Consider the following 12,868-nt stretch of genomic DNA (forward strand, 5'->3'; position numbering starts at 1 on the left):
CTTCTCTGTTTTCTGAAATATCGATAAATTCAAAAATTGTGTTCTTGAGTCTTTTCTGGTGATTGTAATGAAATTGCTGGTACTTGATTTGGACGGAACCTTGTGGGATCATTGCGACGCCTCCAAACTTGTTCCTCCATTTACAAGGAATGGAAATGAAGTGACCGACGCATATGGGAATAGGCTGAGGCTGTTTGATGGAGTTTTGGAGTTTTTAGAGTGGGCAAGAGGCAGGTTTCTTTTAAGCGTTGCAAGTTGGAACATTGAGGAGTTTGTGAGGCCGATTCTGGAGGAATTTGGCATTTGGGAGTATTTTGTCTTTCCAAAAATAGAATACCACCCAAACAAAGCAGACATGATACTTCGAACGTTGAAGCAACTCGAGAGTGAAGGATACAAAATATCGGAAGTTATTTATGTTGATGATAGGACAATTCACCTTGAGGATGTAAAGAGGAGCATTCCAAACCTCAGGTTTATACACATGTGGGTTGATGTAAGGAGCTTTGAGGAGCTTAAGGAACTCCTGGAAAGATTATAAGGTGGTCTAAATGGAGCTTTTGGTTGTAACTGACAGAAGGATAGATTACGATGGTTCGGCAATAAGAAGTCACTGGGCCTACAGAAACTTTGGGGCTTTGGGAAATTCTATAGTGGTTTTTAGAGGCAAATGTGATGTAAAAGTTGAGGAAATGATTGATATTGAAGACCTCCGGCAGAGAAAGGAAATTAAAAGCGACGATATGGTCCACTATATAATAGAGGTTTTTGATTATCCCAACGTTCTTTTGGCCTCTGCTCTCCAGAAACTCTTTATAGCAAAGCTTTGCGAGCTATTAGGAGAATATGGCATAAAAACCTCTCGGAAAGGGGATGACATCTACATCGATGGCAGAAAGCTCAGTATCTCAATAGCCACGGTTTCGCCGGTTAGTATAAAAATACACATCGGGATAAACGTTGAGGCAAAGGGAATTCCGAAGGGAGTCAACGCAATTGGGCTTAAAGAGCTTGGAATTCTTGATATTCCGGAGTTTATGAAAAAGAGTGGAAAAGCCCTGGCTGAAGAGTTTGTCAAAGTGAAAAAAGACAGCCTCAAGGTGAGATGGGCTGAATAGTTAAACTAGCGGATAGAGAAAGGTAGCCACGAGGGGAACAGCCAGATTATCGTCTAGAAACCTTTGGTACTCTGCCAATGTTAATATTCCGCTCCATACTAGTTTTATTGTGAACGAGTTTTCCGGAAAAACTGCAAACGCTATTAAAAACGCTGTTACGAAATATCCCAAGCTGCCGCTCCAATGTTTTTTGAGTTTTACGTTGTACCCATTTTTTCTGAAGTAGTAGAACCTCAAAATACCTGTAACGCCATCGCTTATTGCCATAATCAGCAACACTGCTGTTGCGTATTCTCTTGGAAGAAAAGCAACTACAAAAGAAGCAGAAAAGGCAAAAAACACTTCGCCATAATTCCTGTTTATTTGGTACCAGGAAAGTTCTTCTCTCTTTAGGTGGAACATTAACTGGGCCAATGCAAAAGCAAAAGCTGCGGGGGCGAAGACTTCTCTTGGAATTTTTCCGGTGTAATAAAACACTATCGCAGGCGTAATGCTGAAGTGGATTATCTTTCTATTAACCCAAGCGTACTCTTCTCCGAGCTTTTTTGTAAATCCTATCGCAAGTATAATAATACCAGCCGCAATGCCGGCATAGAGTAGCCACTCGAGGAACATTGATTTCACCAACCAAGCAATTAAATGTTGGGGAAACTAATATATTTTTTTGTCCAGGTTGAAGACTTTTATACGTTAGCTAGCCAAAGCTTAAAAAGTGTATCTCATACTTACCTGCAGGTGGGGGTAATGGTTCATTGGGCTGACTATATGGCGGAAAAGATCATCAAGGAGAGAGGGGACAAAGAAGAGTATGTGGTGGAAAGCGGAATAACGCCGAGTGGTTACGTTCATATAGGAAACTTTAGGGAACTCTTTACCGCTTATATTGTGGGACATGCACTGAGGGATAAAGGAAAGAGAGTTAGGCACATTCATATGTGGGACGATTACGACCGCTTTAGAAAGGTACCGAAGAACGTCCCCAAGGAGTGGAGTGAATACTTAACAATGCCAGTCAGTGAAGTTCCAGATCCGTGGGGATGTCACGACAGCTACGCGGATCATTTTATGGGTATCTTTGAGGAAGAGGTTGAAAAGCTTGGGATTGAGGTTGATTTTCTTAGGGCAAGCAAACTTTACAAAAGCGGGGAATATGCGAACGAAATCAGGTTAGCCCTCAAAAAGAGGGAGAAAATAATGGAAATCTTGAACAGGTTTAGGGATATGGCAAAGCAATCTCATCTGCCCGATAATTGGCAGCCGATACAGATTTACTGTCCAAAATGTAGGAAAGAAGCTGAGTTTGTTAAATGGGATGGGGAATGGAAGGTTTTTTATAAATGTCCGCACTGCGGTGCCGAGGGCGAAACCGAAATAAGGGAGGGCAACGTCAAGCTTCGCTGGCGCGTTGATTGGCCAATGAGGTGGGCTCATTTCAAAGTGGATTTCGAACCGGCAGGAAAGGATCACTTAGCTGCTGGAAGCTCTTATGACACCGGGAGGGAAATAGTGGAGAATGTCTTTGGCTGGAAGGTGCCGATGACATTGATGTATGAATTCGTTGGCATAAAGGGTCAAAAGGGCAAAATGAGCGGAAGCAAGGGGAATGTTATTCTCCTCAGCGATCTTTATGAGGTTCTCGAGCCCGGTGTCATAAGGTTCATATACGCAAGACATAGGCCAAACAAGGAAATCAAGATCGACTTAGGCTTGGGCTTGCTTAATCTTTACGACGAATTTGATAGGGTTGAGAGACTGTATTTTGGCTTGGAGGAGGCTAAAAACCTTGAAGAAGCTGAAGAACTCAAAAGGACATATGAACTTTCGATGCCCTCTCTCCCGAACCGCTTGATTGCTCAGGCCCCCTTTAGATTCCTCGTTGTCCTTGTTCAAATGCCCCACCTAACTGGAGAGAAGATAATTGAAATACTAAAAGAACAGGGTCACGTTCCGGCACAGCTTGACGAGGAAGACCTGAACAGAACTCGGCTCAGAATACAGCTTGCCAAAAACTGGGTTGAAAAATACGCTCCCGATGAGGTTAAATTTGAGATTCAGGAAAAAATTCCACAAATTGAGATAAGCGAAGAAATAAGAGAAGCCCTTATGGAAGTTGCGGAGTGGTTTGAGGGAAGAGAAAAATTCACAGTCGATGAGCTCAATTCGATTATATTCAACGCCGCCAAGAAGAGAAACATACCAAGCGAGAAGTACTTTGGGGTTCTCTACAACCTCTTCATAGGAAAGGATAGAGGACCAAGACTTGCTCCCTTCTTGGCATCACTGGACAGGGAATTTGTCATAAAAAGGCTTAAGCTTGAGAGCTGATTTTTATTTTTTATACACATTTAAGTAGGATATATCGTCAAGTTTAAAGCTCTCTAGGGGAGTGAAATAGAGTTTTGCGAGCAACTCTATGGCAGTTTTTCCCCATATTGTAAATCTCACCTTAAAAGAATCTTTCTCGCTCTCGTACTCTATCACGGCAGTTTTTTCTCCTTCGTCAACCATTACCCTGCTTATCCAGTATTCCTCTCCAACTATGGTTCCCATTTGGACTCTTGAAAGGAGTTCCCTCATGTCTACAAAATTTATCAGAAACAGCCCATCTTTTTTGAGAACTCTTTTAACCTCCTTAAAGACTTCATTAAGTTCTTTAGGTAAGAAGTGGACAGTTGTATTTCCAAGAAAGAGGACGTAATCAAACGTTTCATCTTCAAAGGGCAACTCTCTTGCATCTCCAACAATAAATTTCACCCTGGAATTTTTTTCCTTTGCGTATTCTATGGCTTTTTTGATCATATCCTCGCTTATATCAACTCCAACAACTTCAAATCCATAATCTTCAAGAAGAAAGGAGAACCCTCCGACACCGCATGCCAAGTCCAAAACTTTTCCTTTTCTCTTCATAACTCTGAGCAGATAGGGTTCGAGCTCTTCTATTCTCCGTTGGTATTCCTTCGAGTTTATATCGGTGTAAGCCTTAAATGCACGGTAATACTCTTTAAAGCTCATGTTAGAAAATAGGAGGTGTTGGCAAATAAACCTTCCGCCAGGTTTTTAACTTCTCCACCTTAATTTTCTTGGTGGTGAACTGTGGAGTTCAATCTGATAATAGCGGGAGTTGGGGGACAGGGGGGGCTTACACTCTCAAGGATCATTGGAAATGCCGCAATGAAAGAGGGATACAATGTTAGGATAGGAGAAACCCTTGGAATGAGTCAGCGCTACGGTAGTGTGCTTAGCTATCTCCGATTTGGGGAGGAAGTTTATTCTCCTCTTATCGAGGAAGGAGAAGCAGATTTGATGCTAGCCCTTGAGCCGGTTGAAGCTCTAAGAAATGCGAGATTCCTAAGCGACAAAAGCTATGCTATAGTAAACGCTTATCCGATTCACACAGCCACGACATTGGTCGGAAAAGAGAGGTATCCAAGTCTTGAGGAAATAAGTGGTGTCCTTTCAAGAATATGCACCGTTGAGATGAGGAACTTTCAGAAGGAGGCGGACAAGATAAATCCCCGCACTCTGGGAGTGCTCATGCTTGGATTTGCCTATGGTAAAGGTTTGATCCCATTAAAGAAGGAGAGCCTTTTGAGTGGAATTCAAGAAACATTAAAGCCAACTCTTTGGGAAATCAACATTAAGGCTTTTGAAAGAGGGGTGGAACTTGCTAAATGATCCTTCTTTATCATTTTTGGCATAACCAAAAAGCACTTAAATTATTTAGGTTAAACTAATTCAGGTGGGGTTTGTGGAAATAACAAAGAGAGAGGAGGAGTACCTCGAGACTATGTACATACTCCAAAAGAACAAAGGGATAATCAGGGTAAGGGATATTTCAAAAAAACTGGGCGTTAGACCGCCAAGTGTGGTGGATGCCTTAAAAAAGTTAAATGAAAAAGGCTTGATAGACTACGAAAAGTACGACAGGATTCTTTTAACTGAGAAGGGGCTTGAAATAGCTAAAGAAACTTACCAAAAACACGTCCTCTTGATGAGATTTTTCACCGAAATACTTGGAATTCCTCCGGAAATAGCGGAGGAAGATGCGTGCCAGTTTGAACATTACGTTCATGAGATTACGGCTGAGAGGATGAAGGAGTTTGCCCAGTATATCCAGGAACACTGTCCCTACGTCCTCAAGCAGTTTCTTAAAGAACATATGGAAAAAGAAGAGGCGAAAACTCAAAAGAGTCCTCCCAAGTAGGCAAAGTAGCCTGTGAAGATTAATGCCAGTACGTACATCAGTGGGTGTATCTCTTTTCCTCTTCCGCTGAACAGCTTTATTATGGTATAGCTTATAAAGCCCATTCCTATTCCATCCGCTATTGAGTACGTGTAGGGAATCGTTATGAGTACCAGAAATGCGGGAATAGCTTCGCTCGCGTCATCGAAGTCAACTCCCCTTATTGCACTTAACATGTAGTAGCCAACTATAACCAGAGCCGGTGCGGTAGCAAAAGCCGGAATTGCTTGCGCAATGGGTGCTATGAACAATCCTATTGCAAGGAACAGTAAACCCGTTACTAAAGCTGTCATCCCTGTTCTTCCGCCCTCTTCAATTCCAGCGGCGCTTTCTATATATGTTGTTACGGTTGAAGTCCCAAGGAGTGCTCCAAGTGTTGTGCCTATTGCATCCGTCAGGAGAACCTTCTCTGCATCCGGTACTTTGCCTTCTTTTGTCAGAAAGCCCGCCTTGGCACTTAATCCCGTTACTGTTCCAAGGGTGTCGAAGAAGTCGACCATGAAGAAGGCAAACACTACACCAATTGCCCCTATGTTGAGGAGACCCTGAAGGTCAAGTTTTAGGAATGTGTAGCTTATGTCTGGGGTTGAAAAGAGATGTTCTGGCCAGGGTGCAGCTCCGCTTATCCATCCCAGAATGCTTGTGGTAAGGATTGAAATTAATAGGGCACCCTTCACTCGGAGGCTTATAAGGATTGCAGCTAGGAAAAGGCCAAATAAGAACAAAAGACCTGCTTTTGTTCCAAGTGCTGAGGCATTGAACCCGGTGAACTTAAGGACTCCGTTTTCACCGACAACAGCGGTTAGAAGACCAACGTCATTAAGGCCTATCAATGTCAAAAAAAGCCCTATTCCAGCTCCAACGGCATATTTCTGGCTTAGTGGGATTGCATGGATTATTGCGCTCCTAACTTTGGTAACGCTGAGTATTATGAAGATTATTCCCTCAACAAAAACTGCTGCAAGTGCCACTCTCCAATCGTAGCCCATTCCAAGCACGACACTGTAAGCAAAGTAGGCATTCAGTCCCATTCCCGGAGCTAAAGCAAAGGGCTTTTTGGCATAGATGCCCATTATTATTGTGGAAATTCCTGCTGCAAGTGCCGTTACCGCTACAAGTGAGTTAAAGGCTTCTTTTCCCATCGCATCGCTTAATATTGCAGGGTTTACGAATAGAATATATGCCATTGTCATGAAAGTTGTTATCCCCGCGAGTACCTCCGTTCTCATGTCCGTTTTGTATTTCTCAAACTCGAAATATTTCTCAAGAGCCTTCATATCTCTCACCCCTAATTGATACGAAAGTGATAAAACAACCAGTATATTTAAATATTTTGAACACAAAAATGTTGAACAAAAACATGGAAAGGATTTAATTGAAAGAGGTTCCATAAGATGGGGGATGGATTCATGAGGATTAGGGAAGAACAAAGAAAAAAGCTTGAAAGGGATGCCCTCGATTACCATCGAAACAACTTTCCCGGAAATGGAAAAATAGAGGTTATTCCAAAGGTTAAGGTTGAGGACTTCTATGACCTAAGCCTGGCATACACCCCGGGTGTTGCTGAGCCCTGTAAGGCTATAGCAAATGGTGAAAGCTATGAAAACTACACCTCCATACCAAACACCGTGGCTGTGGTTACAGACGGTTCTGCGGTGCTTGGTTTGGGGAACATTGGGGTTTTAGCGGGAATGCCGGTAATGGAAGGTAAATGCATTCTCTTCAAAGCCCTGGCTGGTGTGGATGCGTTCCCTATACTGGTGGACAGTAATGATGTGGATGAGATTGTGAATACAATTAAGCTGATTTCGAAGGGCTTTGGGGGCATAAACTTAGAGGACATCTCCGCTCCGAGGTGCTTTGAAATCGAAGAGAGGCTCAAGAAAGAGCTCGACATCCCGGTTTTTCACGATGACCAGCACGGCACGGCCGTCGTCACTCTCGCAGGCTTAATGAATGCACTCAAACTTGTTGGAAAGAACTTTGAGGATATAAAAGTCGCCATAAGCGGCGCTGGTGCTGCGGGGATTGCTATAGCAAAGCTTCTCCATTATGTGGGGGTTAGGGAAATAGTGATGGTCGACAGAAAGGGAGTAATCCACGAGGGAAGGGATGATTTAAATCCCTACAAGAGGGAAGTCGCAAAGTTTAACATCCACAATGTGGAGGGAAACCTTTCAAATGCTCTTGAAGGCGCTGATGTTTTTATAGGTGTAAGCGTTGGAAACATCGTCAGCGAAGAGATGGTTAGGAGGATGTCAGATGATGCAATAGTTTTTGCAATGGCGAATCCAATCCCTGAGATTATGCCTGAAAAGGCCAAAAAAGCCGGGGCAAGAATAGTCGCAACAGGGAGGAGTGATTATCAAAATCAAATCAACAACGTCTTGGGCTTCCCGGGGATTTTTAGAGGGGCTTTGGATGTTAGAGCGAGGGAAATTACTTTGAACATGAACATAGCTGCAGCTGAGGCTATAGCGAGCTGTGTAAGTGAGGAAGAACTGTCAGAAGATTACATAATCCCCACTCCGCTCCATCCTGAAGTGTATCCAAAGGAAGCAAGGGCAGTTGCGGAGCAGGCCATAAAAGATGGGGTTGCAAGGAGAAAAGTTAGTGGAGAATGGGTGGAGGAGCATACGAGGAAGCTGAGGGAATTTTACCAGCGTTACATTGCTCCAATAAACAGAGAGAGAAAAAAGCTAAACTTCCTTTAATATCTCCTCTGGTGCGTTAGCAAAAGCCACCAAATATTCAGCTTCCACTATGTGCAGCCTTCCGGGGACTATTAAAACGTGAGGCTGCTTTCCAAAGTCTTCTTTTATCATGTATCTCACATAGCCGGCTTTGAGCGTTGGGTTCAGAGAACCCGCTCTTGCAAGAACCACCACCAAGGTATCTTCGGTAAAGACTCCATCCTTTTTCTTCTCCTCCACTTGAAGGAGAATCTCCATAGCCTCGTTGGCGGTCATGTACTTCCCTTCTGCTGCTTTAATGTCAAGGAAGAGAAGCGTATGAAGACCACGTTCTTTGTTTTCTTTGATTGTGTCATAGTGGCTGGTTGGGAACCAGTTCTTTTCCGGGTAGGCAACGGTGGCGCTTTTCCCAAATTTGTAGATTTGAAGTCCGGTTATGGCAACGGCAGAGTAAATGGATGGAGCATGGATAACGTAGCTCTCCACTCCCATCTGCTTTGCCCTTATCCTTAAGTCCGCATGAGTTGTCGCTACCATTGGATCTCCCGCCGTGAGAAAGGCAACATCTTTGGTTTTCGCCTCACTGAGGACTATCTTCTCGAAGTTCAGCTCAACGTCTTCTCTGTTTAATAGTCTTATCGGTTTTCCTATCTGTCCCTCTATCTTTTTTATGTCTGTTCCAGCTAAGAGAGAGGTGTAAAATTCTGCAAACACCAAGTCGCACTTTCTCGCTATTTCCAGGCCCTTAAGGGTAATGTCCTTTTCATCGTAAAGTCCAAGTCCTATGAAATAGATAGCCATTTTCCTCACCTCTTTTTGCTAAGGAACGTAAGGCTAAAAATCTATTCCAAAAACTTTAAAATAGCTTTTCATGAACTTTTTCCGACGGTTTTGATGAAGGTTAGTGGAGGGAGCGGAGATGAAAGCGATTGTTGAGAGAGTTAGAGAGAAAACATCAATACCCGTTTATGAGAGAACCATTGAAAACGTGCTAAGTGCAATTCTTGCGAGCGGCGATCCGTGGAGGATAGTAGACCTTAGCGAAGAACCACTTCCCCTCGTGGTTGCAGTGGTTGAAGCGCTTCACGATTTGGGCTACGTGGAGTTCAAAAATGGGATAATTCTCACCCAGAAGGGGAAGGAGCTTGTGGAGAAGTATGGAATCGGAAGGAGAGAAGACTACACATGCAGGCACTGCCAAGGAAAGACGGTTGAACTTGACGCCTTTAGAGACCTCCTTGAGGAGTTTAAAGAAATAGTGAAAAACAGACCCGAGCCAAAGCACGAGTTTGATCAGGCATATGTAACGCCAGAAACAACAGTTGCAAGGGTAGCTTTGATGCATACGAGGGGAGACCTTGAAAACAAGGAGGTCTTTGTCCTTGGGGATGACGATTTAACGAGCATTGCCTTAATGCTTTCCGGTCTTCCAAAGAGAATTGCGGTTCTTGATATTGACGAGAGGCTCACAAAGTTTATTGAAAAAACTGCGGAGGAAGTGGGCTACAGTAACGTGGAGATATTTACCTTCGACCTCAGAAAGCCTTTGCCTGATTATGCCCTTAGGAAGTTCGATACTTTCATTACCGACCCACCAGAGACGGTCGATGCTGTTAGGGCTTTTATTGGGAGGGGAATTGCAACACTTAAAGGTCCAGGATGTGCGGGTTACTTTGGGATTACAAGAAGAGAGAGCTCAATCGACAAGTGGCACCAGTTAGAAAAGCTCCTCATAACGGAGTTCAACGTAGTTATAACGGACATAATAAGGAACTTTAACGAGTACGTCAACTGGGGATACGTGGAAGAAACAAGGGCGTGGAGGCTTTTACCGATAAAGACCATGCCTACATACAACTGGTACAAGAGCTATATGTTTAGGATTCAAACCATCGAGGGATCCAGAGGTTATGAAGGGGAAATCACAGTTGGTCAAGAACTATACGACGACGAGGAAAGCTCAACAACTTGATTCTTTTTCTACATTTTTGTTCCATAAGGTTTAAATTTGTTGTTTAGAAACTTTTTTCAGGTGAGGAAAATGGGCGAAAACACTGAGATCACAAAGGAAATGATTCTTGAAAAGCTTAAAGAAGTGATTGACCCCGAAATTGGAATAGATGTTGTTAATCTGGGACTTATATATGAGCTTAAGATAAACCCTGACAACACCGTTTATGTCAAGATGACCATGACAACTCCCGGATGTCCCCTTACCATGTGGCTCCTTCAGGCTGTGGAGCAAAAAATTCTCGAAATTCCTGGAGTTAAGGATGCAGAAATAGAGCTCACATTTGACCCACCTTGGACTCCGGATAGAATAAGTGAAGAGGTCAAGAAAAGGCTGGGAATTATTTGAGCAACTTGCCGAAGCCTGCCTGCAAGCTGTATAAGCATTGAGAAAATTTGACGTTTTTGTCAATTCTCTTTTGTTTTGCTTTCTGTTTTCTTCTTTGATCTCAAGCATTGCCTCTTTCTTTACTACTGTACGGTGTAACCTTTGGTTTGAAAAAGATTTTTAAACTTAGCTTTCCCTTTATTTTTGAAGCTCTTCGGAGGTGTCGGAAATGAAGGTTAGTGTTGATAAGGACACATGCATTGGATGTGGAGTTTGCGCAAGCATCTGCCCAGATGTCTTTGAGATAGACGACGATGGAAAAGCTAAGGCAATTGTGCCTGAAACCGATCTCGAATGTGCAAAAGAGGCAGCAGAGAGCTGCCCAACGGGAGCAATCACAGTCGAATGAACTTCTTTCCTTTTTTATTGACTTCTCCTTCTTTAAAATTTTAGCGTTTTGGATGTTGATGGTTTTTGAGAACCTTAACGGTCAGGGCCCCCACCAAGCATCACAGCTGAGCTCAGGGATTAGCGGGCTCCTCATCATCCCGAAAAGATGGGGATAATAGGAAAGGACTATTCAAGTGTTAAGCCAAACTTCTTTGCCTGCTCAAGGACGTATTCTCTGATCTCCCTCGCCTTTGGCAGTTCTGCCACTATTTCACCGTTTTCAATGAGCGGCTTTAGAAGGGGTTCAACTTTCGCTCCACAGACTGGGCACTTTTCAAGCTTTTTCTCCGCTGGAACTCTGTGGTAATGACCGTTCTCACATCTGTATACCTGTTTCCTACCGCTCAGCTTTCCCCTTTTAGTTATGGGCTTCCCTTCGACCTCAACGATATCGAGCGAGAAGTCTATTGGTTTTGCACTTGCTATGCTTCCCCCGACACCAAAGGCATCAGCTATGTCAGCAAGCTCTTTAATACTTTCCTCATCCAGCCCTCCGCTTAAAAATATCTTAACGTGCTCGTAACCCCTTAAGTCCAGCTCCCACCTTACCTCCTCCACTATGCGCTTAAAGTTCCCCCTTCTTGAACTTGGTGTATCGAGTCTCACTGCAGCTAGCTTTTCTCCCAAAGCTTCAGCCGCCATTAAGGCTTCGCTCTTTTCATCGCAGAAGGTATCAACGAGAGCTACTCTTGGAACTTCTTCTGGCATGATCTCATCGAAGTATTTCCATGCCTTTACTTGGTCACCAACCGTTAGGACTAATGCATGAGGCATTGTTCCTACAGGCTTTTCTCCGATCATCTCCGCTCCTAAAACACCGCTAACTCCATCGCAACCACCTATGAAGGCACTTCTATCGATCATCGGCGCTATTGCGGGGTGCATGTGCCTTATACCAAAGGAATAAACTGGTTTGAATTTTGCAGCCATTTTGATTCTAAGGGCCGCTGTTGCTATTCCACTTGCTTGGCTCAGCATCCCGAGGAGTGCGGTTTCAAAGATGCCAAATTTCTCATAGTAGCCTTCAATCTGCATTACCGGCTCGTATGGATGGAATATTGTCCCTTCCGGCATGGAATAAACGTTTACTGGATGTCCTTCCAAGAGCTTTGCAACTTCCTCCACTCCAGCTAGGACTCCCCATTTCCAGCCTTTTGGAAGAGACGTTGTTGATATATCAGCAAAAACTTTTTTGTGAATGCCTTTTTCTTCCAGTATCTTCTTAGTTCTGATAAAGTAAACATCTGTGGTTTTTCCTGCTTTTATCTCATCTTCATGTGCTATGTAAAAATCTTTCATTTTCTTCACCTCCAATACCTTTATTCTCATAAATTTTAGCTTTTTGGTGGGGCTTTAAAACTCAAACTCAACCCCATTTTCATCTCCTTCCCACAAGACGATTTTATACAGTTTAACATCCTGAGGTAAGTTTTCCTTAACTCTCTCAGCAATCCAGAGGGCGATGTTCTCGGTTGTGGGGTTTTCGAAAAGCTTGTTTAGATTTTTGTGCATCAAAGGTGCAACGGCGTTGTCTAAAATCCTTCTGAGCTCCAGAAAATCCATTATGTAACCTTCTTTTATTTCCCCTTCAATGAAAATTTCGCCTCTGAAAGTGTGTCCGTGAATCTCTTCAAGTTCTCCGTTTGTCTTTACCGCATGGGCGGCATCAAAGGTGAACTTTTCTCTAATCCTCGCTTTCATCTTTCCCACCGAAAGAGTTTTGGGTTTTGATAGTTAAAACACTTTGGTGATACCATGGGTTGCGGGATTGAGGTTCCGGCACAGAGGGTTGTGGCTGGGGGATTGATAATTTATGTTGATAAGGAGAGCTTTTTCAAGCTCTTAGAGCTTAAAGAAAATCCTATAGTGGTGACTGGCGAGCTCTCTTCATCAAGCTTTGGTCTGAAAAAGATTAAAGTCACAATCATGCCTTTTGAGGGAGCTTTGATCGTTTACAGAGGAGAAGTGGAGTTGCCCGAAAAATGTTTACTCATCAAAGCCTCGGAGATCAACATGGGTAAGTGAT

At 43.4% G+C, this 12,868-nt stretch carries 15 protein-coding genes and 1 pseudogene; 10 read left to right on the forward strand and 6 right to left on the reverse strand.

The annotated features are described in order from the left end of the window. Nucleotides 1–67 precede the first annotated feature (67 nt). Together ADU37_RS00200 and ADU37_RS00205 are read left to right on the forward strand one after the other, a co-directional pair. The gene (locus ADU37_RS00200; protein ID WP_058945739.1) at nt 68–541 is read left to right on the forward strand and encodes a magnesium-dependent phosphatase-1; all 474 of its coding nucleotides are present in this window, start codon (nt 68–70) and stop codon (nt 539–541) included. Between the two features lie 10 nt (nt 542–551). Beyond that, complete coding sequence (locus ADU37_RS00205; RefSeq protein ID WP_058945740.1) at nt 552–1,118, forward strand: DUF366 family protein; 567 nt, start codon at nt 552–554, stop codon at nt 1,116–1,118. On the opposite strand, the gene ADU37_RS00210 is transcribed toward ADU37_RS00205, so the two are convergent. Next, nucleotides 1,119–1,733, reverse strand: a complete 615-nt coding sequence (locus ADU37_RS00210) for a hypothetical protein (protein ID WP_058945741.1) — start codon at nt 1,731–1,733, stop codon at nt 1,119–1,121. Between the two features lie 129 nt (nt 1,734–1,862). Here ADU37_RS00210 and lysS point away from each other — a divergent pair, with 129 nt between their 5' ends. Beyond that, the gene (gene lysS / locus ADU37_RS00215) at nt 1,863–3,443 is read left to right on the forward strand and encodes a lysine--tRNA ligase (RefSeq protein ID WP_058945742.1); all 1,581 of its coding nucleotides are present in this window, start codon (nt 1,863–1,865) and stop codon (nt 3,441–3,443) included. Nucleotides 3,444–3,446: 3 nt separating this feature from the next. On the opposite strand, the gene ADU37_RS00220 is transcribed toward lysS, so the two are convergent. Then, nucleotides 3,447–4,130 (reverse strand): class I SAM-dependent methyltransferase, encoded by a 684-nt coding sequence (locus ADU37_RS00220; protein WP_058945743.1) that lies wholly within the window; start codon nt 4,128–4,130, stop codon nt 3,447–3,449. 81 nt (nt 4,131–4,211) lie between these two features. Here ADU37_RS00220 and ADU37_RS00225 point away from each other — a divergent pair, with 81 nt between their 5' ends. Beyond that, entirely contained in the window at nt 4,212–4,793 is a 582-nt protein-coding gene (locus tag ADU37_RS00225; protein ID WP_058945744.1) for an indolepyruvate oxidoreductase subunit beta, read from the forward strand. A gap of 73 nt (nt 4,794–4,866) precedes the next feature. After that, complete coding sequence (locus tag ADU37_RS00230) at nt 4,867–5,322, forward strand: metal-dependent transcriptional regulator (RefSeq protein WP_058945745.1); 456 nt, start codon at nt 4,867–4,869, stop codon at nt 5,320–5,322. On the opposite strand, the gene ADU37_RS00235 is transcribed toward ADU37_RS00230, so the two are convergent. Next, the gene (locus ADU37_RS00235; RefSeq protein ID WP_058945746.1) at nt 5,301–6,638 is read right to left on the reverse strand and encodes an NCS2 family permease; all 1,338 of its coding nucleotides are present in this window, start codon (nt 6,636–6,638) and stop codon (nt 5,301–5,303) included. The genes ADU37_RS00230 and ADU37_RS00235 overlap by 22 nt on opposite strands. A gap of 132 nt (nt 6,639–6,770) precedes the next feature. Here ADU37_RS00235 and ADU37_RS00240 point away from each other — a divergent pair, with 132 nt between their 5' ends. Further along, nucleotides 6,771–8,075, forward strand: a complete 1,305-nt coding sequence (locus ADU37_RS00240) for an NADP-dependent malic enzyme (RefSeq protein ID WP_058945747.1) — start codon at nt 6,771–6,773, stop codon at nt 8,073–8,075. Here the strand turns inward: ADU37_RS00240 and dph5 are convergent. Continuing rightward, entirely contained in the window at nt 8,061–8,855 is a 795-nt protein-coding gene (gene dph5, locus ADU37_RS00245; RefSeq protein WP_058945748.1) for a diphthine synthase, read from the reverse strand. The genes ADU37_RS00240 and dph5 overlap by 15 nt on opposite strands. A gap of 118 nt (nt 8,856–8,973) precedes the next feature. Here dph5 and bpsA point away from each other — a divergent pair, with 118 nt between their 5' ends. The 3 genes and pseudogenes from bpsA to ADU37_RS00260 all read left to right on the forward strand — a co-directional run bounded on the left by bpsA (nt 8,974) and on the right by ADU37_RS00260 (nt 10,801). Continuing rightward, entirely contained in the window at nt 8,974–10,026 is a 1,053-nt protein-coding gene (bpsA, locus tag ADU37_RS00250) for a N(4)-bis(aminopropyl)spermidine synthase (protein ID WP_058947594.1), read from the forward strand. Between the two features lie 75 nt (nt 10,027–10,101). Then, nucleotides 10,102–10,413 (forward strand): annotated as a pseudogene (locus ADU37_RS00255) (metal-sulfur cluster assembly factor); the annotation flags it as partial. Nucleotides 10,414–10,621: 208 nt separating this feature from the next. Further along, nucleotides 10,622–10,801 (forward strand): ferredoxin, encoded by a 180-nt coding sequence (locus ADU37_RS00260; RefSeq protein ID WP_058945750.1) that lies wholly within the window; start codon nt 10,622–10,624, stop codon nt 10,799–10,801. A gap of 167 nt (nt 10,802–10,968) precedes the next feature. On the opposite strand, the gene ADU37_RS00265 is transcribed toward ADU37_RS00260, so the two are convergent. Both ADU37_RS00265 and ADU37_RS00270 read right to left on the reverse strand, forming a co-directional pair. Then, nucleotides 10,969–12,141, reverse strand: coding sequence for a nicotinate phosphoribosyltransferase (locus tag ADU37_RS00265; protein WP_058945751.1), 1,173 nt, complete (start codon nt 12,139–12,141; stop codon nt 10,969–10,971). A gap of 54 nt (nt 12,142–12,195) precedes the next feature. Beyond that, nucleotides 12,196–12,543: a 6-carboxytetrahydropterin synthase gene (locus ADU37_RS00270; RefSeq protein ID WP_058945752.1), complete on the reverse strand. Its 348-nt coding sequence runs from the start codon at nt 12,541–12,543 to the stop codon at nt 12,196–12,198. 54 nt (nt 12,544–12,597) lie between these two features. Between ADU37_RS00270 and ADU37_RS00275 the strand changes: the two genes are divergently transcribed. Beyond that, entirely contained in the window at nt 12,598–12,867 is a 270-nt protein-coding gene (locus tag ADU37_RS00275; RefSeq protein WP_058945753.1) for a hypothetical protein, read from the forward strand. The last annotated feature ends 1 nt before the right edge of the window (nt 12,868 follow it).

The sequence above is a fragment of the Thermococcus sp. 2319x1 genome (genome assembly GCF_001484685.1).
Lineage (GTDB): Archaea > Methanobacteriota_B > Thermococci > Thermococcales > Thermococcaceae > Thermococcus_A.